Origin of the sequence: Nostoc sp. FACHB-110 (assembly GCF_014697425.1) — a bacterium.
Classification (GTDB): domain Bacteria; phylum Cyanobacteriota; class Cyanobacteriia; order Cyanobacteriales; family Nostocaceae; genus Nostoc_B.
The window spans coordinates 69,612-88,082 of the sequence record NZ_JACJRU010000020.1 but is presented as its reverse complement, the minus strand read 5'-3'; the positions used below and the strand labels follow the sequence as shown (position 1 = coordinate 88,082).

Annotated in this window: 15 protein-coding genes and 1 pseudogene; 4 read left to right on the top strand and 12 right to left on the bottom strand. The window is 39.2% G+C overall.

Annotated elements, in window-relative coordinates; translation table 11 throughout:
* Position 1: 1 nt before the first annotated feature.
* The 6 genes from H6G69_RS18860 to H6G69_RS33665 form a co-directional block, all read right to left on the bottom strand.
* Positions 2 to 715, bottom strand: a complete 714-nt coding sequence (locus tag H6G69_RS18860; RefSeq protein ID WP_242072108.1) for a hypothetical protein — start codon at positions 713 to 715, stop codon at positions 2 to 4.
* Positions 712 to 1,761, bottom strand: a complete 1,050-nt coding sequence (locus H6G69_RS18855) for a hypothetical protein (protein ID WP_190690616.1) — start codon at positions 1,759 to 1,761, stop codon at positions 712 to 714. Before H6G69_RS18855 ends, H6G69_RS18860 begins: the two co-directional genes overlap by 4 nt.
* Positions 1,748 to 2,527: a hypothetical protein gene (locus tag H6G69_RS33550; RefSeq protein ID WP_199336114.1), complete on the bottom strand. Its 780-nt coding sequence runs from the start codon at positions 2,525 to 2,527 to the stop codon at positions 1,748 to 1,750. The genes H6G69_RS18855 and H6G69_RS33550 overlap by 14 nt, the downstream gene beginning before the upstream one ends.
* On the bottom strand, positions 2,469 to 3,026 hold the full coding sequence (locus tag H6G69_RS18845) for a hypothetical protein (RefSeq protein ID WP_190690614.1): 558 nt from the start codon (positions 3,024 to 3,026) through the stop codon (positions 2,469 to 2,471). Before H6G69_RS18845 ends, H6G69_RS33550 begins: the two co-directional genes overlap by 59 nt.
* Positions 3,023 to 6,079, bottom strand: coding sequence for a helicase HerA domain-containing protein (locus tag H6G69_RS18840; protein ID WP_190690612.1), 3,057 nt, complete (start codon positions 6,077 to 6,079; stop codon positions 3,023 to 3,025). Before H6G69_RS18840 ends, H6G69_RS18845 begins: the two co-directional genes overlap by 4 nt.
* 369 nt (positions 6,080 to 6,448) lie before the next feature.
* The gene (locus H6G69_RS33665; protein WP_206757648.1) at positions 6,449 to 6,703 is read right to left on the bottom strand and encodes a hypothetical protein; all 255 of its coding nucleotides are present in this window, start codon (positions 6,701 to 6,703) and stop codon (positions 6,449 to 6,451) included.
* Between the two features lie 1,367 nt (positions 6,704 to 8,070).
* On the opposite strand from H6G69_RS33665, the gene H6G69_RS34420 reads away from it, so the two are divergent.
* Both H6G69_RS34420 and H6G69_RS34415 read left to right on the top strand, forming a co-directional pair.
* Positions 8,071 to 8,265 (top strand): hypothetical protein, encoded by a 195-nt coding sequence (locus H6G69_RS34420; RefSeq protein ID WP_277883418.1) that lies wholly within the window; start codon positions 8,071 to 8,073, stop codon positions 8,263 to 8,265.
* On the top strand, positions 8,216 to 8,482 hold the full coding sequence (locus H6G69_RS34415; protein WP_277883417.1) for a tyrosine-type recombinase/integrase: 267 nt from the start codon (positions 8,216 to 8,218) through the stop codon (positions 8,480 to 8,482). The genes H6G69_RS34420 and H6G69_RS34415 overlap by 50 nt, the downstream gene beginning before the upstream one ends.
* A gap of 94 nt (positions 8,483 to 8,576) precedes the next feature.
* Here H6G69_RS34415 and H6G69_RS18825 read toward each other — a convergent pair whose 3' ends face one another.
* From H6G69_RS18825 to H6G69_RS33985, 3 genes and pseudogenes are all read right to left on the bottom strand, one after another.
* A complete protein-coding gene (locus tag H6G69_RS18825) occupies positions 8,577 to 10,109 on the bottom strand; it encodes an Eco57I restriction-modification methylase domain-containing protein (protein ID WP_190690600.1) in 1,533 nt (510 codons plus the stop codon).
* A complete protein-coding gene (locus tag H6G69_RS18820; protein ID WP_190690598.1) occupies positions 10,106 to 11,068 on the bottom strand; it encodes a XamI family restriction endonuclease in 963 nt (320 codons plus the stop codon). The genes H6G69_RS18825 and H6G69_RS18820 overlap by 4 nt, the downstream gene beginning before the upstream one ends.
* 133 nt (positions 11,069 to 11,201) lie before the next feature.
* A pseudogene (locus H6G69_RS33985) lies at positions 11,202 to 11,579 on the bottom strand (hypothetical protein).
* 520 nt (positions 11,580 to 12,099) lie between these two features.
* On the opposite strand from H6G69_RS33985, the gene H6G69_RS18815 reads away from it, so the two are divergent.
* Both H6G69_RS18815 and H6G69_RS33545 read left to right on the top strand, forming a co-directional pair.
* Positions 12,100 to 12,729 carry an AAA family ATPase gene (locus H6G69_RS18815; RefSeq protein WP_190690595.1) on the top strand — a complete coding sequence of 210 codons (630 nt, stop codon included), beginning with the start codon at positions 12,100 to 12,102 and terminating at the stop codon, positions 12,727 to 12,729.
* Positions 12,722 to 13,741 carry a hypothetical protein gene (locus H6G69_RS33545; RefSeq protein WP_199336112.1) on the top strand — a complete coding sequence of 340 codons (1,020 nt, stop codon included), beginning with the start codon at positions 12,722 to 12,724 and terminating at the stop codon, positions 13,739 to 13,741. The genes H6G69_RS18815 and H6G69_RS33545 overlap by 8 nt, the downstream gene beginning before the upstream one ends.
* A gap of 270 nt (positions 13,742 to 14,011) precedes the next feature.
* Here the strand turns inward: H6G69_RS33545 and H6G69_RS18805 are convergent, their stop codons facing one another.
* The 3 genes from H6G69_RS18805 to H6G69_RS18795 form a co-directional block, all read right to left on the bottom strand.
* Positions 14,012 to 14,422 (bottom strand): hypothetical protein, encoded by a 411-nt coding sequence (locus tag H6G69_RS18805; protein WP_190690592.1) that lies wholly within the window; start codon positions 14,420 to 14,422, stop codon positions 14,012 to 14,014.
* A gap of 81 nt (positions 14,423 to 14,503) precedes the next feature.
* Positions 14,504 to 14,938, bottom strand: coding sequence for a low molecular weight phosphatase family protein (locus H6G69_RS18800; protein ID WP_190690590.1), 435 nt, complete (start codon positions 14,936 to 14,938; stop codon positions 14,504 to 14,506).
* 349 nt (positions 14,939 to 15,287) lie between these two features.
* Entirely contained in the window at positions 15,288 to 18,470 is a 3,183-nt protein-coding gene (locus tag H6G69_RS18795) for a helicase-related protein (RefSeq protein WP_190690587.1), read from the bottom strand.
* Position 18,471 lies beyond the last annotated feature (1 nt).

Sequence of the window (18,471 nt, the reverse complement as noted above, 5' to 3'; positions counted from 1 at the left end):
GCTACCTTCCTAAATCTAAGTCTTGAATGCGGTAAATCTCCATTCCTGCTTTTCGTGCGTTATAAGCTGCTAACATCTGGGCTGAAGGATTGTTTGGTAATGGTAGAGTATCAATAGCTCTGACAAACACCGTTTTATTAAATGAAATTGCTTTGCCTGCTTGGTCTTTGCCTTTAAAAATTACTAAATTAGCCACTATATCTATTCGCCATTGACCAAGAGATATTTTCTCAGGTGGCGATATATAACGCACTAACAAAGCTGATTGGGTTTCTCCCGTAAATACTTCAGATGGCGTTAATCCTGCTATTTCTCTTAAGAAACTCGCGCGAAAATCTTCTGATAATGCAAATCCTGTACCCCATGTATTTGTTGTTAGTTTTTTATCTCCTACTGGCACACCCGGATCTAGCTTTAAATTTCTTGGGTCTAAATTTTCATCTGATTTTGGTACAGCATTCCAACTCATCAAATTACTCATTGTCCGACCAACAAAATTCATGATTGCTTGGTCAGTGCGCTCTTTTGCTCCTATGGGAATCGCTCTAATCGGTGTTCCATCTTGTAGTTCTACTAAAGTTTGTTTATTGCTAACAATTTGCCCTAACTTACTTGATATACTTAGGCTGATAAAAAATAAAAGTATCAAAATTGCTGTTTGCCCTATCGATATTAAAGGCGAAAAGTTAATTTCTTTTTTTTCCAGTAATCTCATCTAAATACTCTCCCGGAAATTAACCTGCCACTACTTGAAAAGCCAGAAAAGGTTGCCATCCCTCCTCCTGCACCTATCGCTACTGCTAAAATTGGTGACAGAATCGCTTGTACTAATTGCAAAAATAACGGATTGCTATTACTAGCATTCACAATCGCACTAGCAGCAATTCCACAAACTATAGAGTAGGACATTAATATTAAGGTAAGTGCTAACCACCCAGCCATCCAAGCATAAATCGGTTTAGCACCCATAGGTAACAAGGATAAAACTAGAAATATAGGTGCTATGTAAGCATTCATTAAGAATGCAATTTGTACAACATATTGAAACCCTGCTTGCAAACCACTAAATATTAGCCATGAGAGAGTTTGCACGGCTGAGTTAACAAATTGTCCGGCAATTTCTTTTGGATTCCAGCTATTTGAGTATGAGGATAAACCATATTTTTCTTTATACTTTTGAGCTTGTTCCTTAATTTGATCAGTTTTTTCTTTCTGACATATTTCTCTAGGATTTATAGGTTCTCCTTCCGCATTTCTTCCGTTTGTTGGTTTTTTTTCACACTCTTGTAATTGTGCTTGGACAGACAGTGCAAATGCCTGATCCATATTTGTTGTACGAATTGCATCTCTTAAGGTAATTCCATTCCTCGTTATACTTAATACTCTATCATTCAAATTTATGGCTACATTGCGAAACATTAAAGATGTATTAGCTAATAAGTCTCCATTATTAATTGTCAGCATCAAGCAAACAATTAATGGATAAATCATTTCATTCAGAATCTCATTATTTAATCCTTCTTGAGCTAACCGAGAGTACCAACTAATAGACCAAAATGAAACTAAAACTACTCCAATTAAAGCAGCAACATTTACCACTGCCTTATAAACTTCACTTTGTCCAGTAGCTAAATCTACCCAGTCTTGGTTAAAGGCAGAGACAACCATTCGAGAGCCATTAATCGCTCCATCTACAATATCTTCTGCATTCGTATCTCCAGTTATTTGCAGCCAGTACCAAGTCAATTTATTTATTAGCATTGCTTTGCTCCCAAAAAGCATCAGCAAAAGCAGCCGTCCCTAAGATTTGCATAGCACTAGAATTACTTTGAGCCTGTTCTTTTCTAGCTTGTTCATCTAACCTACTAGAAATATCACTCAAGTTAATATTTGCTGCTGATAACGCTCTAGTTTGTTTTTGTGACTCACTATGAATTGATTTGGTCATAATGGCTGTTTGCAAATTTTGTATAGCCATTTTTTTCAAAATCTCTTGAGTAATCACATCATTTTGTGATTCGTCAGATAACGCAGATGAAGTTTCTACAGCGTAATTACTTATTTCGGCTTCTTGTGCTTGGGTCTGCTGCCCTTCTCTACCTAAAACCGAACCAGATAGCCCATAAGTATAAGCTTGATGCCACTGCCTTTGAGTATTTTCACCTTCACTTTGTGTATCGGTCTGGACTAAATCACTATCTTTTTTTTGAATTATTACCTTAATATTTTTACCTGCTGCTAATGGATCTGGTATGCCCATAACTCCATTTGTAGAAGTGATGGCTATCTCTAAATCTTCATTGTTATCTTCATCATTATTAGAGCCTTCTGGTTTCTTACCAAATTCTTGTTTATATAAATCAATGTACGATTGTAGGCTTACCATTACTTGTTGTAATTGTTGCAAGAATGAAGATTTAGCTGTAACTGGTAAAGCAGAACAAACAATGAATACACCTATAAAAAGGCTAAAAACTGCTAAACGGCGGCAGAAAGGGGCTAACATCAATTGCTTGAGTAACTTCATATAAATTTTCCAAAGAGACTGTAAAAGGTTGGGGAGAGCAAGCTGATATTACTTCTACTCTGTTTGCTAAAAGTTTTTTACCAGTAACCATCAATGGGGCAGGCGGTTTTTTATCAGTTTCTCTTGATAATTTTTCAAATAATCTTCCTTCATATCTTGGCTTTTTTGGTATTAAAGATGCTGGTTGAGAATACATTAAAATATAGTCTTTATTGGCTTGAAAATCAGTATTTATTCCGGGTTGTTTTAGTTTAAATTTAGGCTTTTTCTGCATCAAATTAGCATAATAATTAGATTTTAAAAATCTATTACTTAGGACATTATTACTAGCATCTTTTATAGACTGTTGACAAGCTTCCTCCCGTTCAGCTACGTACTTTTCATTTTGTTCTTTATTCCATTTCCAAAGTCCTAAATATAAACTTAAAGCTACAACTCCCAAAATAGCCAAAAAGACTTTGTAATATGCAAATTTAGTAGCAATCTCTAACTTTTTCATAATGGTTTACCTTGCTGAATACATTCCACATAGTAATTAGCAAATTCGGCTACCCATTTAAATTTATCCGGGTACATTGCTTTAAATTTGTCACGGGCTGCTTGTTCTTCTCTGCTGTTGGCTACTAACGCTAACATTGCATAAGAAGGATAGTATCGACAGCGTACATATTTCTCTTTGTAATCCAACAACCACAGCGTATATAGCTGTTTGAGATTGGCAGAAAAACTTTCATTTTTACTAATAATCTCTTTTGGTATTCCTAAATGTTCTGTGAAACTTTTAGCCGCCCCTGGTACGATGCGCCCAATTAAACGACAAGGCATATTTTGTAATATCTGCTCTCCTGCTTCTGAATTTGCTATCGATAGAATATCTTGTGCTGCTAACATCACACGGCAGCCCCCTTTACGGGCAGTAGCGCACTTTCGCCCTACCAGTCGTGATAATGCCGAAAACCGTAGTAGTACGCTGGCTTCATCCATGAAGAACACACTATTTGGTGCTGATAAGGATTGGCGGGAGGCAGCAATGTACGCACTCATCCCAAACACTTCTGCATCTTTACTTGATTGCAAGTTAGTCAACGCAAAGGTAATCAGCTTGGCATCTGTATCGAAAGTAGAAGGTCGGCAAATGGCTTTCCCAATACTGCTATTTTTCCAGTATTGGAACCGTAAGCGGATATAATTTAAAGCTCTCTCAACATTTTCGTCTTCATAGCCCAATTTAATCTGCTCTTTCGTAAAAAAGTTTTCCATGTCTGCAAGTGTTGGGGTGTTATCCCATACCGCAGAACCTAATCCGGATTTTTTCGCTTCTGCAAAACGTCTTTGAATGTCAGGATCATCGTAGAAGGCTTTTGTGCCAAGTGGAATCAGTGACTCGATTGTTTGCGATAAAAAACCGTCAAAGTTTTGCGAACCTAGCACTAATTGAAGCACAATCAAATTCACATCATTTCTGTGTGCTTGCAGCCTATCTTCCCATTCTTTGACCGGGACTTTTGACAAGTCCAAAGGCTGGACTAGATTATTAGATTCTTTGGAAATATCAAAGTAGAAGCCATTGTGATACGGTGTATAGTCTCCAAATGTCCCTGTTCCATCATCATTTGGTAAATCAACCATTAACACGCTCATATCTTGAGCTTGGCATTCGGCAATGATTGACGATACTAATACTGACTTGCCTGAACCTGTTGTACCCAGAATTAATATATTTTTAGTTGTTGACAGGTCAATTTTGACTGGCGAATCACTCTCATCAGCAATTAACTCAAATCCTTTTTCATCTGCTGGGCTATTTTGAACTATATTCGTTAATCCTAATATTTCACTGGCAAAAAACGCTAATCTTCTATTATATGGTCGCAACAATATTGGCTCTAATCTCACTAATAAAGTTTGCAACCATACTAACCAAGCATATTCAATCTCACGCGCTAACTCTGTGGGCTGGTAAACGTACCCAGAAATTAATCTACAAGCATCATCAATTTCTTCTGGTGTATCTCGATAAACCAGAACTACTAAACTCAAATTTAATGGTATATCCCCTGTATATAGTTGCCGTTGTGCCTCTACTGAACGTTCCACATTTATTTGTGCCGAAACATCAATTGATTTTTTCTGCTGTACATTTATATCCAAAGCTCTAGACCGTTTTGTTATCATCTGCTGAGTTGCGCGTGTTATGCCTTTATCAGCCGGAGAAAATTCCGTGATCACTTCGACATCAAAAATATTATTGCGGGAGAATATCTCCCACAAAAACCGGATTTGATGTTTAGTAGAAGCAAAAATTTCCGGTTTGCGCGTCAGTACCATTACGCCTACATATTTATTGTTTTCTCCTTTCGGTAAACATATCCATTTTTTATCGGCAAACGGCACACCCTTATTTAAAACTATTGACGTTAGGTGCGGCTGATTGATAATATCAATCGGCTTATCAAACGCTGCTTTATCATCAATTTCTTCTCTTAATCCTTGTTCATCAAATACTAATGTATGCGGGATTATCACCTCTTTAGCTCCGATATTCTGGCAAAGTTCTCTCCACATCTCTTTATCCGTTTTCGGCTGGGGTTTTAAGCCCATTTGCGTGAGAATCTGCTGATATATTAAAGACGTTTCTAATGCTTTATTTAAAATTTGGGTTAGCCGTTTTTTCGTTAGCTGATTTACTCCTGAATCCGTAAACCTTCTTTGTAAAAAGTTTGACAGTTTAAGTAAAAATTTATCTACTGGGTCTGCTGTTTCTAAGGCTTCTGAAGTTATAGTAAATGACCAATAAACATTTAATTTGATATTCTTCCTAGCTTTAGACTTTGTTAGCTTTTGGGTTCTGGCTAATCTTCCCCAATCTAAAAATTCACATTCTAAAGAAGGTGGATTATTAATTCGCTGCATTAAATACTGTTCAGCATCGCTATCATCGCAGAAAGAACTCCATCTAAAAGTAACTTTTTCCCCTTGAGGAATTTCTTTACAACTACTCTCAAAAGCTCTCGCTATTTCTTCCATTTCTTGTTCTGAATTAAATATCGGATGAATCCCTGTACATGAAAAGCCAAATATTAACTGTAAGGTATTGCTACTCTCGGCTAGATTTTTTTTACTTAGTAAATAAGCCCCAATCAGATACGAATCTTTTTTTAACCGAACTATTGTTGTTAAATCTAGCCAGTCTTCAAATGGATTGAGAACTTTTGGTTTTGATGAACGTGTTAGTTTTACTTTTTTCGTCCCTACCTTCTTTTTTACCTGGGGTGATGTATAGGTTGCATATCCTCTTGTCCATCTTGGGACAACTGGGTACATCTTTGACCAATATATATGCGGTTGATCTCCTGATAACAGTGCTACTGAAAAACTCGCCCAAAATGCACACCCTAATGTCCAAAATACATTTATGCCGATTATTAGATACAGTAATCCAAATACCAGACAGAATATCCCCGCAAAAATCACAAACTGTCTGCCTGTGAATGGGCCAAATTTTGGGCTTTCTCCTAAGCTCTGATTGATTTTTTTTATTTCTGATCTCATAGAGCTTTAATACTTGCTAATCATGTTCACATCAGAATTTATAATTCGTAATAATTCAGCATTCAGAAGTCAGAAGTCAGAATTTAAAAGCAATAAACGCATAATCCATCTATTGATTCAGAAGAATTTTGGTAAGAGTTCAGCACCCAGGAGGAGGCAGTGCGGTGGACGGGTTTCCCGGCATAAAGCAACTGCCATTCAGAAGTCAGAATTTAGAAGTATTTAGTAATTTAGTAAATTGATTCATCAAATATTCTTCTTATTCTTTAACCCTTCTGGCTCCTGGATTCTGACGGATGTATTCTTACGGATTTTGCTTATTCTTTCAACATTCTGACTCCTAGCTTCTGCTTCCTGAATCCTGACAAACTAAGTAGTACAAACCCCAGTGCCAAATAACAAATTCTGAAATAATACGATGAGGATCACGGATATGAAAGTAAATATTGGCTGCTGTATGACGTTGGATACTTCTTCTCCACGTCCATAAGCCGCTACTCCTTGGAAAACTGAAAAGCAGAAGTAGCCAAACAGCACTATTGTTAATGCCGTAAATAGTATTGTTGGCAGACTATTTAACACCCCAGTGCTAATACCACTCCCTGATGATGCACTGTTAATCATACACGTCATTGCTGTTCTTGCATTATTAAATAGTTGTGCGTTTACCGGTCTTGACTCTAATACTATTAACAGCGTTGTTGCTGATGAAATTAATTGCCAACGTGCTTTGTAAATCAATTGAATTATATTTCTTGACGCTTTGGTTCTCTTCATAAATTCTCCAACCAAAGAATGTAGGATTATTGGGAAATTATTCTCTGCATGGACAAAAAGCTTCACTGTTCTTTGCACTTTTGAAATTCAATATTTATCAGTTACAAAGAATCTTTAATACAAATATCATAAATTTAAAGATATAGCAAAGATATTGCAAGTAGCTATATATTTGTTAACCTTTTCAATCTCTAACTTTTGATAGTTGAATCCTCAATCACAACTATGAATTTCCTACCTTTCACAGTGGTTATATTGATACAAATCAATAGCTATGATGTGGAAATTTTATCAATATCAATGCTTTTACTGTTATATCTACCTGAATTTTTGATTTTTGTCTCGCCGTATACGGTTGTCTTCGGCAGTATCCCACTGTATACCAAGGTCTTCATCATCTTTTTCTATCCCTCTCATCATCTTTTACAAACTATTTACAAGTTAAATTTGTTGGCTGTGCCATACTTTTCCATAATGTTGTTATTTGATTGATGATTCTTGTATGCGAGGTGAGGACGGAAAATTTTTACCCCAGCCAGATAGCCTACACCCTAAACCTGCTTGCATTAAACTTCCAAAACACATTCGTGATTGGATTAAAGGCAAGGGAACAGAGTTTCATCGAAAATTGGTGATTGATGCTTGGAAAGCAGAAGTAGGCGAAAACTCCGATGAAATCTCTAGCCTGACTCAAACTGTCCCCTCACTTCACACTCAGGCTACTCTTAGTGCGATCTCTTGCCCCAGGTGTACCTGTGATCAATTTAAGGTTTTTTTGCGCCAGCAAAAAGATGAAGCCCCGCCTCAGTTACACTGTACTTTTTGCAATCATGTTATCTCTCTTTAAAGAATATGGGCGAAAACACTAATTACGATGTGTGTGGGTGCGATCGCGTGGCTATTCGTTCTTTCTCACAATTAAAACAGTTTATATAGTTTATATTTTTTGTCTTTTTCTAGATGGTCTACCTGTTTTTCATATTTTCCGTCCCTGATGCGATCGCAAGTGCTGATATGCAATTGCCGTCTACACTCGATAGACTGATTTTCCTCTAAAGAGAATCAAGATTTAGGAGTAGTCAAAGCTCTGCGAAAACCAGTCACCAAGCTGAATCTATCCCCTTTTTTCGCAGCCCCTTGACAAATGTGCAATTTTCTTAACCTGTCACAGGTGGTCAACGGCTAAGGGGGTCAGGGATTATGCGCTGCTGCGCTTGCTGTGGGATAATGCGCTGCGCCGAGGGGAGATTGCCAAGTTAAAGATAGGGGATTTTGACCGTCAAAATAGCAAACTCATGGTTTTGGGTAAGGGCAGGGGTAGTCAGCGAGAGGCGATTGATTTAACTCCCAAGACTAGGGATGCAATTTGTTATTGGTTGGTTGGCGTTTCGGGGGTTGGCATCCACTAAAGATGCGTTGTTTGTGGCGTTAGATAAAAATACGCCGGGGCATCCTTTGTCAGATACGGGGCTGGCCAAGATGGTGAGAACACGGGCCAAACAGGCGAATATCACTAAGCCGTTATCACCGCACCGCATTCGGCACAGTTCAATTACGGCGGCGTTGGATGCGGGAGGCGCAGAAGATGAGTCGGCACATCAAGTTGGAGACGTTGATGATTTATGACGATAATCGACAGCAGCACCAGTTGAAGGTGAGTAGTGTGTTGGCGGATTTGGTTTGATGGTGTCTAGTTGGCAGGATGAAATCAACAGATCCGTTAAAACGATAAGGGAATCGAGGCAATAGCATTACCTAATTCCTTTGGTTCTAACTTATATAATCCACCCCCATACACGCGACCCTCACCCATCAACATTTCATCGGAAATTTGATTCAAAGCCTGCCATACTAACTCTAGTAATTGCGAATTTTGTGCCAGTGCTTTACTCAAAATAGGTTTGGGATACAAGATTAAGTAAACGTTAGTAGCTGTTGCTTGGGAGTGATTGAGAATAAATCGAAAGGGTCTGCCTCTTTTAGTGTCTTGACGACCCATATAGGTACAAAGAAATGGGGAAGGTGGGCGATTTTCTTGTGCGTACCAGGGGGAGCGATGCTTGCAAAGATAGCGGTCACTAATTCCATTTTCTACTCCCTTTTGGAGATATTTTCCAAGTAAAGGATGCTTTGATTCCACCTCAGATAAAGGCAAATTACAGTCCAACAAAAATAACTGCTGCTCTAAAATGGGATGCCCCATACTATCAGTTGCAATTTCATCAACTGTTAAATAGCGGGGACTAGGCAGAATTGGTTTTAAAAACTCAGTTGGAATTTGATATGCCGCAACTTGTTCTGGTGTCAGTACAAAGAAATCATTAGCTCCTGTAGCCAAACCTCGTTTAATTGTGAATAAATCTTTTAGTGGCAATTGCTGAGAATTAGAATTTACTTGATTGGAAATAATTCCAATTTTTGTCCATTTGGCTGTTGAACGTAGTACCTCACAAGTAACTAATTTTCTTTCATTGGGTGTTGCTAGACTGCCGCCATAACTAAACTCAATATGATGATTAGCAGGTGGCAAAGCTTTCTTGAACCAAACAACTGCACTAGTACAAAGTGCATCTGCAAATTGCACATCATGGGGATGAAACTGATGAATACGTAGCAATGTCACCCGATTTAACAGATACTCCCTCAGTTTTTGTCCATAATTTACGTCCATAAATCCACTAGGTATTAGCCACCCAGCTAGGCAATTATCAGCCATCCAAGCATCTGCAATGCACAAAAAATGGCAGTAAATACTAGCTAACTGGCTGAGTTTTATACCTGTGATCTCAAGAGTTTTATTTTGTAATCGCTGCTTTTCAACTTGGCTTAAATGATGATGTCGCACATAGGGTGGATTGCAAATAATTAAGTTGGCTTTTTCAGCGTCAGTTTGGGGTGATGTTGCTTGGGTAAAGTCAGTAATATTTAATTTTAATGGCGTGTTACGCCAAAGGGAAATTGCTTCTGACCCGTAGTGCGGGTCAATTTCGTAACCTACTGCTGAAGCAATTTGTAATGGGGTAAATTCTCGTAATAATGCAGAGTAGAAAGAACCTGTGCCAAAAGCTGGGTCGAGAAACTGGATTTTACGATGTGCAGGAAATAATTTCAAAGCATATTTCAAAATGTCGGAGGCCAAATCTGTTGGTGTAGCAAACTGTCCGAGCTTGTTACGTTCAATTTTGGTTTTGGCTTCATCTAGTTGCAATTGGCGCAACAGCCTTGTTTGTTCAGTTGCCTTAGTTATGTTCATACACCAAATAATACTAAGTCCTCAATGCGATGTTCCCACAACCAATCAATTCCTTCCGCAGCTTCATAACCCAAGTAACCGCTATCAAAATAACCGCAAAGGAACAGAACAAAACGAACTTGATTACCGTAGTTGCTCCTTAATTGAGCTACCTTAATGGCTTCTTCTTTGCGTCGCTTGTTGGGATTGGTAAAATCCCCTGCTGATTTAGCTTCAATTAGTAAAGGTAAATCTCCTGTTTGGGACTGGGAGGGCATAATTACTGCGTCAATGGGAATGTTGATTTGTTTGCTACCAGACTGCAAGCTGACAGGAATATTCAGTCGAAACGCAAAGGTTCCTGGCTGCATTGTTTCAAATCTTACTCCTGTACCTCCCCTGATGTAAGAGTAACCCCGCTCTTCTAACCACTGCTTAATTGTGGCTAGCTGTCTCTGTTCTTGAGCGTTGCGAATAATTGGGTCAGCTAGCGCACCACAAAGACGGTCTGCAACAATTGTTGCTGCTCTATGGATTTGTGCTTCCGTTGGTTCTAGCATTGTTTGTAGCCAGGGGAAGATATCAGGGTCTATCAGCCACGCCAAGACTTGAACGATTTTTTCTAGCTCGGCATCCAGCATTGTACTGTCCATTTTGGGCGGAATGCGTTGCTTTTCTTCCATATTTTTCACAAGGTTGGGCAATACAGAGGCTAGTCCAATGAGGCGATCTCGTGCAATGGGTGGTGCTGTTGCCATGCGGAGTATTGGCAGTACCAAGGGATGTTGGCGCAGCACGGCTGGTGTAATGTTGGTGAAATTGGCTGTCCAAAGCAAAGCTGATTCTACTTGTTGGGTTGTAGCAATACGAGTATCCCGGTAAGCTCTAGGAGCAAATTCCATGAACCAACTGTTGTAAAAATCTACCGACTGGGCAATATCTTGCTTCCATAGGTGCGGTTTATCAGCATTTACTGGCACTATATCAACCTCAATCAGATGCGCTTTTTTACACCCATAAATTCGTTAATGAGTAAATCTATTTTTTCACCTTGTTGCCATTTCATCTAGACAGCTATGAGAAAATTTCTCAAAATCTTGAGTAATTCTATTATTAGTAACTATCTAAATTTTCATCAGTATCCAAACTTTCTTCAAATTTGACCTCGAACGGTAGGGTATGAAAGCCTAAGTTTTCTAAAGTTAAAATTGCTGATTCGACTAATAAATTGTTGATGATTTCTTGATTGATTAGAGATGTAAGTAATTCGCCAACTCCCTTGTACTGATTTGCAGTATAGTCAATCCATCGGTTTTAAAATGCAAGTGCATCATACAGTGCCATAACCACTTCGGTATAGCGGTCAAAAGGTAATAATTGGTCGCACAACGAGCGCATGGTACGCAGTAGATTGTCTGCATAGACAGATGCTATTGGTTCTCCAGAGTAAGAGGAGAGTTTTTGTAAATCTCCTAAGAGAGTTTTTGTAATTTATACTCCTGAAACTTCTAAGACTATCTGTTCAGTATTCATTGTTTTTATTTAACAATAAGTTCAGTTTATTTGGAGCGAATTCACATTTTCTAGAGTAGATTTATAGGATGAAACCGCAGTTGGGATAGGTTCGTAGTAACCCAAGCGGAGATACCTAAGTCTACAGATTACTTTATTTTCTAGCGTATTAATTTTATTCCTCAAGATACTCTACCACCGCCGTCAGTTCTGCCATAGCACGGTTAAATCGTTTTAACATTGCTTGGGTTACTTTTGGGTCAGCATTGAGGTTGTAAGTTTTTTCTTTACACAATGCTCTGTTATAGCCATAATGCCCAGCCTGTATGCCTGCTGATCATAATTCCCTGTTGGTGATGTCAGCCAGATAAAAACCAAGTTGGTCTTGTCCGCCCTATAGCGTACTATTGAAATACAAACTCTGTAAGTTAGTATATTCGTTACTTACAAACTTACAGAGTTACTAACTTACAGACTAACTGAGTTACGGAGTCAGGATGTGCGTATTATTGCTATTGTGAACGGAAAGGGGGGGTCAGCTAAGACGACAACTAGCGTCAATTTAGCCGCCATCCTTGCTGAGAAATCAAAAGTATTGTTAGTAGATGCAGATCCTCAAGGTTCTGCTACTTGGTGGACAGAGCGCAATGAGCGAGATTTTGAACTAGCCAAGGAAACAGATACGAATGAGTTGTTAAAACTTAAAAAGGTAAAAGGCTTTGATTTTATTATTGTGGACACTCCCCCAGCACTTCACTTTGATGCACTGAAAATTACTATCGATGCAGCTGATTTTGTTGTGCTGCCATCTCCGCCAGCCCCAATGGATCTTCAGGCGCTAATTGAAACAGTACAAGCATCAATAATGCCAGCAAAAGTTAAGTTTAGAGTTTTATTAACCCGTGTTGATCCGCGTAGTTTAGGTAAGGCGCTTGATGCTCAACAAGCATTGATGCAAGGGGGTATTCCTGCATTTAACGGGTTTGTTAGGGCTTATGCTGTTCATGAGCAAGCTGCTCTTGATGGCATACCAATCACTCAAGTTCGCTCTAAAGTGGCTCGTGAAGCTGAAGGGGATTATCGGCGTATTGCTGACGAGCTTTTAAGAGAGGTGAATACTCATGCCTAAGCCTCGCCGTCGTTTATCTGATCTCGTCCAAGAAGAAACGCAGAAAATCAGAGAGCCGAACCTACAGACTTCGGAAGTTACAAAGTCCGAAAGTTTGCCAGCAAATCCAAGTGAAGCAGAAGATAAATTTATAGAACAACAGACTTACAATATTACAGACTTACGGACTTCGGAAGTTATAAAACCCGTAAGTCAACCGGAATCTTCAAGCAGAACAGACTCAACACCAGAAGCAGCCATAGAACAACAGACTTCCAACTTTACAGACTTACGGACTTCGGAAGTTACAAAGCCTGTAAGTCAACCGGAAACTCCGAGTGAGATAGAAGATAAATTTACAGAACAACAGACTTACAATATTACAGACTTACAGACTTCGGAAGTTATAAAACCCGTAAGTCAACCGGAATCTTCAAGCAGAACAAATTCAAAAACAAAAGAAGTTACAAACTTACAGACTTTGGAAGTTGCAGAGCCTGTAAGTCAACCTGGATTTTCCAGTAGAACAGACTCAACACCCGAAGCAGTTACAGAACAACAGACTTACGATATTACAGACTTACAGACTACCGAAGTTACAAAGTCTGATAGTTTAGTGGAAACTCTAAGTGAAGTGCGAGATAAAGTTACAGAACAACAGACTTACGATATTACAAACTTACAGACTTCGGAAATTGCAGAGTCTGTTTCCTCTAAGGAAATTGCTATTAAGCGGGAGAGTGAAGAAATCAACAAAGCTACAAAGTTACAAAGTCTGAAAGATACAGACTTACAGAGTACCGAACTTCCGAAGTATTTAAAATTGGAGCGTAAGGAAACACGATTGAGGCAGGATCAGATTGACGCACTTACCGATCTCACCCGGAAATTGAATAGAACAAAACGAGTAAAAGGTGGTGAGAGACTTACAGACAATACGTTGATTCGTGTTGCAGTAGATTTACTGCTGAGTAAAGCTTCAGAACTTCAAGGTACTACAGAAGATGAGTTACGAAGCTCATTAAATTTGTAACTTACGGAGTTTGTAACTTACAGAGTCTTTTATTAATTTATGGAAATCAGCAAGAAGATGATGGGATAAATTAACCTGAGATGAACTTTCCATCATTTCAAACTATCATTAGTTTTCCTTTTCTAACTCTATCTGGTGATGGTAATTGAATAAGTGTGATGCCCACCCACAAAAGCTATCACCTACGGTGGAGCGTAGCTCATCGCCTTCGGCGGGCGGTTACGCCATCGCTCTTGTACATTTTTCCTCTAAGAATCTGATGGGGGTGCGTCATTGAGATTGAAAAAACTGCTTGATAAAGTTGAGATATCCTTGCCGCCCACCTTTATTAGTCCACAGTTTAATTGACGATTGAATTCGTTTGAGGCAGTCTACAATTTCTGTCACAGTTTTGCTTGTCATCTGCTCGTCAAGCGGTTGGTCAGTTTCATCTGAAATGGAGGTTCGCCCTAAGCGTAATTCACAAATCGCCTTTACTTGTGTAGCGACTTGGGCTGATATTCCTCTAATTGGACGTGATGCGCCTGACCTACCTTGAGCTTCGGCACTATAAACGCGGATTAATGATTCAATTGCTGTCATTACCTCAGCATCAATCAAATCCGGTCTTTCTTGATAGACTTGCATGATGGCAAACTCTATATTCTGTAGAACATCTAAATGTTTGTCCTCAACGCTCATGATTACCACTTTATCTGTAGTTTTAACTGAGTTGATAGTCTGTGTAATCGCAACTACACAATTAAAGTAATTTTGCAGCTACTAACTTTGAGCTAACTGTTCTATGAGTTGCAGTATATGTTGTTCAATTTGCTCAAGGGCAACTGTTGCCGAGGTTTTATCTATATCATGAACTAGCCAGTATTCAATAGCATCTGCCCATTGAGGAAACCGCTCATTCATTAATGGTCTGTGTTCCAACTCATCTAAGGCAATAACTCTAGTAGATGATTGAAAATCTTGCTCACTGGCTGCTAGTGGAAACCGTTCATCAGGTAGGTTCACCAAGCGCAATGCTAAAGCCTCAGCCGCATACCGGGATATTGCCCCCACATTGTTAACACCGCGCTCAAGTGCTAATCCTCTGGAGTCAGCTTGCCAATCTAACCCCTGTTTGGTGGCTAACCAATTAAATAAGTTTTCAGCAAAGCGGCTGCGGTAGTAGTTACCTGTACACAAGAACAAGATTTTATTCATTAAGACTGACCAAATAAGCCTATGGGCTTTGTACTGGTAAATGGGTTTATTTGCAAGATATTTAGGCTACTTTTCACATGGTTGCGATTGGGGTTTCCTCTAAGAATGAGAGGGGCGATCGCCTATCGCCGAGTTGCTGACTTTGTACTTTTGTACTTGTTGTTATAGAGTGATTAATTAAATAAAGTCTAGTGTGGCAAAACTTACTAGAGAGTCGTCTTCTCTAGTGAATTTTACCACACTAGATAATAATTGGTCATCCTGGCAAATACCGCTTTGAGGCTTTAGAACTTACAGAGTCTGTGAGTTCATTGTTGCAAAAGATAAGAAGTATCAATGTATATAGTTTTTACTCAATACCATCAACAACAGGAAATAAAGGACTCCCTGGCGACCATAATTCTGTACTATCTGGGTGTTCGTCAAAGTAATTAGCCTTAGTAGTAACTCGCAGAGTTTCCTTCATTCCTGGCATGGAAAATTTGTATTCGCCATCTTGCATGAGTTGAACGTCAAGGCCAGGAGGTAATAAAGCAGGACTTTGTAGTATTTTGTCTAAGGTTTTTAAATCATATAATGGTTCTGGACGTGGAAGTTCTTCTAAATCAGCTTCGGTAATTACATCCAAATCAAAACTATCCTCTTTTGCTTGACGAATGCTGCTATCTAATTCACTAACCAGGGTTGCTCGTTGTTCTTCGTTTTGAGTACGGCTAGATAAAGCTGCATTGGTAATACTTCTAGGTAAGGTGGCTAAAATAGGCTGTAACTTACCCACATACTGAGAGAATAAACCAATCCTTTCTCTTAAAGCCAAATAAACATCTGTCTCTACAGTATTTTCATAGTGTAAATTAATAATTTTAATATTCTCAAAGGCTTGCCCTAAGCGGTCAATTCTGCCAATTCGCTGCTCAACCCTCATAGGATTCCAGGGCATATCATAGTTAATTAATGCCCCACAAAATTGAAAATTTAAGCCCTCGGCTGCTGCATCTGTACACAAAAGAATATCAGCTTTACCTTCCCGAAAAATTCGCTTAGTATCATCTCTAGAAATAACTCGCCAATTACCATTACTTAAACCTAATTCTCCTCCGCGTCCGGAAAAGCAAAGAATTTTATATTTCTCAGTTTCTACTAAATACTGACGCAGAAAATCCATAGTATCAGTATATTGAGTAAATACTATTATTTGCTGATAATTTTGTTGTCTAAGCTGTTGGATTTTCTGCCGTATAATCTGAGCTTTAGTATCAGGTGGGAGTTGCTTGACTTGTACTAATAAAAATTCTAAATCACGTACTTCTTCTGCCTTTAATGCTTTTATCTCTAACTGACTAGCTTCTTCAGTATCCATTGCTTCGTCAGCATTTTCATCATCAGACAGGTTTTCTTCATTAGGCTCAAGTTGAGAATCGTTACCAATTTTGATAGTATCAATTCTTTGATTTAGGGTATGTTCTAAAGCAGCAAAGCTACTGGCTAACCGACGGCGATAAATAGTCATGACAAAGCCGACAGCGTTTTTATCAGCTTGAGAAGCATTATTATAGGTAGTAGAAATATAGTCTTCAACTGCTTCATAGACTTTTCTTTCAGCAGCAGTTAAAGTTACAAATTCGTCTTCAACTATACGAGTAGCGATACGACTACTAATTTTTCCAGCTTCGTAATAGCGACGTAATAGTTCACGGGTATGGCGCGAAATCAAACGATTGACGGGAGTGTTAGAGCGCATGATTGCGATCGCATCTCGTCTTCTTTCGTTGCTGAGTTGTTTTCTGGGCAATGTAGCTTCATCTCTAAGTGCTTGCAGCACTTTTTTTGTAGCTAATTTACTACTACCAGAAACAAATTTTTGGGCAACTTCCAGAGGTGTTTCGTCAAACTGCGCTTCGACAGCACGAAACAATCGTGCCATAAATTCAAATTGATCGTGGCTAGGGTTGAGTGTGCTGGCATAATCAAAGAAATGACGGAAGCTTTGAAGATCCCATTGTTGAGGTAGCCCTAGTAAATTGAGTAAATCCCAAACTTCTATAGGACTAACTTGCATGGGTGTTGCAGTTAATAAAACTAAACCTTGAGTTCTATGTTTTAACTGCTGCATTAATCGCAATAATTGATTAGGCCCTTTAGGTTGAAGGCCACTCACACCTTGTCTACGGGCATGATGTGCTTCGTCAAGGAAAACCAAATCGTAGGGTTCTGCTTCACTAAGCAATTCTTTTGCCCGATCTGCCCTCCGCATCAAGTAGCTGGAGGTAATGACAATTGGTTCTTTGTGCCATTCTTGACGACTGACTGGTTTAATGATGGGCTTACCTAGCACTCTCAAAGCTGGGCAATCATACCAACTCAAAGTTTTTCCATCATATATAGGGATATTGAGGTTAAATTTTTCTCTAAGTTCAATTTGCCATTGAGTGAGAACAGCTTTGGGGGCTAGGATGAGAATTCGCTTGCCTTTGCCAGCTAACCAAGCTTGACGAATTAATAATCCAGCTTGAATGGTTTTACCTAAACCAACCTCATCCGCGATGAGAAGTTTGGGAGGCCAGTTTTGATAAAGGCGTTGGAAAGCTTTGACTTGGTGAGGATATGGGGTGATTCCACAAGTTGCTTCACCAACGCGATCGCCTTGTCCAGGAGTTGCAGGGCCAAACTGTATTAAACGCCAAATTTGTTTAAATTGTTCTTGTAAATCTAGAGGTTGATTCTTTTCGTCGCCAGCTTTTTCATCAGTTTGAGGAGTTGTAGCACCAGCAGTACCTATACCTACAGTGTGCTGAGTGCTAACTTGTAATTCTTCAACTCCCTCTAATCGTTTCGGTTTTTGATCAATAGGTGGGAGATAACTGAGGAGTTGTGCTTTTACCGCCGTAGGAACGTCAATGACTAAACAGCGTTTGGCTTGGTTTGTCCAGAGTTTAGCAAACCCTCGTTCCTCTTCATCTAAATGGAGTTTTGTTCCACTCCAATCAGTAAAGACATGAAAACTCTCCCAATTCCCTGCCCAGCCTTTGGCTGTTTCGTTGACACTGCCATTAAATGCTAGTCTGTTACCAGCTTTGTCTTCAATAATTCCGGCTTTTTCGTGAAAAATTCCTTGTACGGGTATTGGCTGACGCTCAGAACCACAAGGTAAAGCAAGTTTCACCTCTAAATAACCTTGTGCCACCATCCAAGACAGAAGTTCTAATGCGTCTGCTTCTTCGATATTCTCTGGGATTAAGGGAAAATTAGATAGAGAACGATCTACTACTTCTCTAAGTTTTTCACCTCGTGCGATCGCTTCTACCTCTGATTCGCCTAGAGTGCAGCCAATAATTAAGCGCATGGTTCCGTTATTACGGATTAACCCCTCAATTCCTCGTGCAGCTAGGGTAAGAATACGTGCAGAAAAAAATCCTGTAGAACGTTCATAACGTACTGCACAACTAAGCGCAGGTTCGTAAAAATCTTTAATTAGACTCAATGTGTCAGAGTCGTACTTAGTTGCCCAAGTATAATCTGTAAGTAAAGCCATA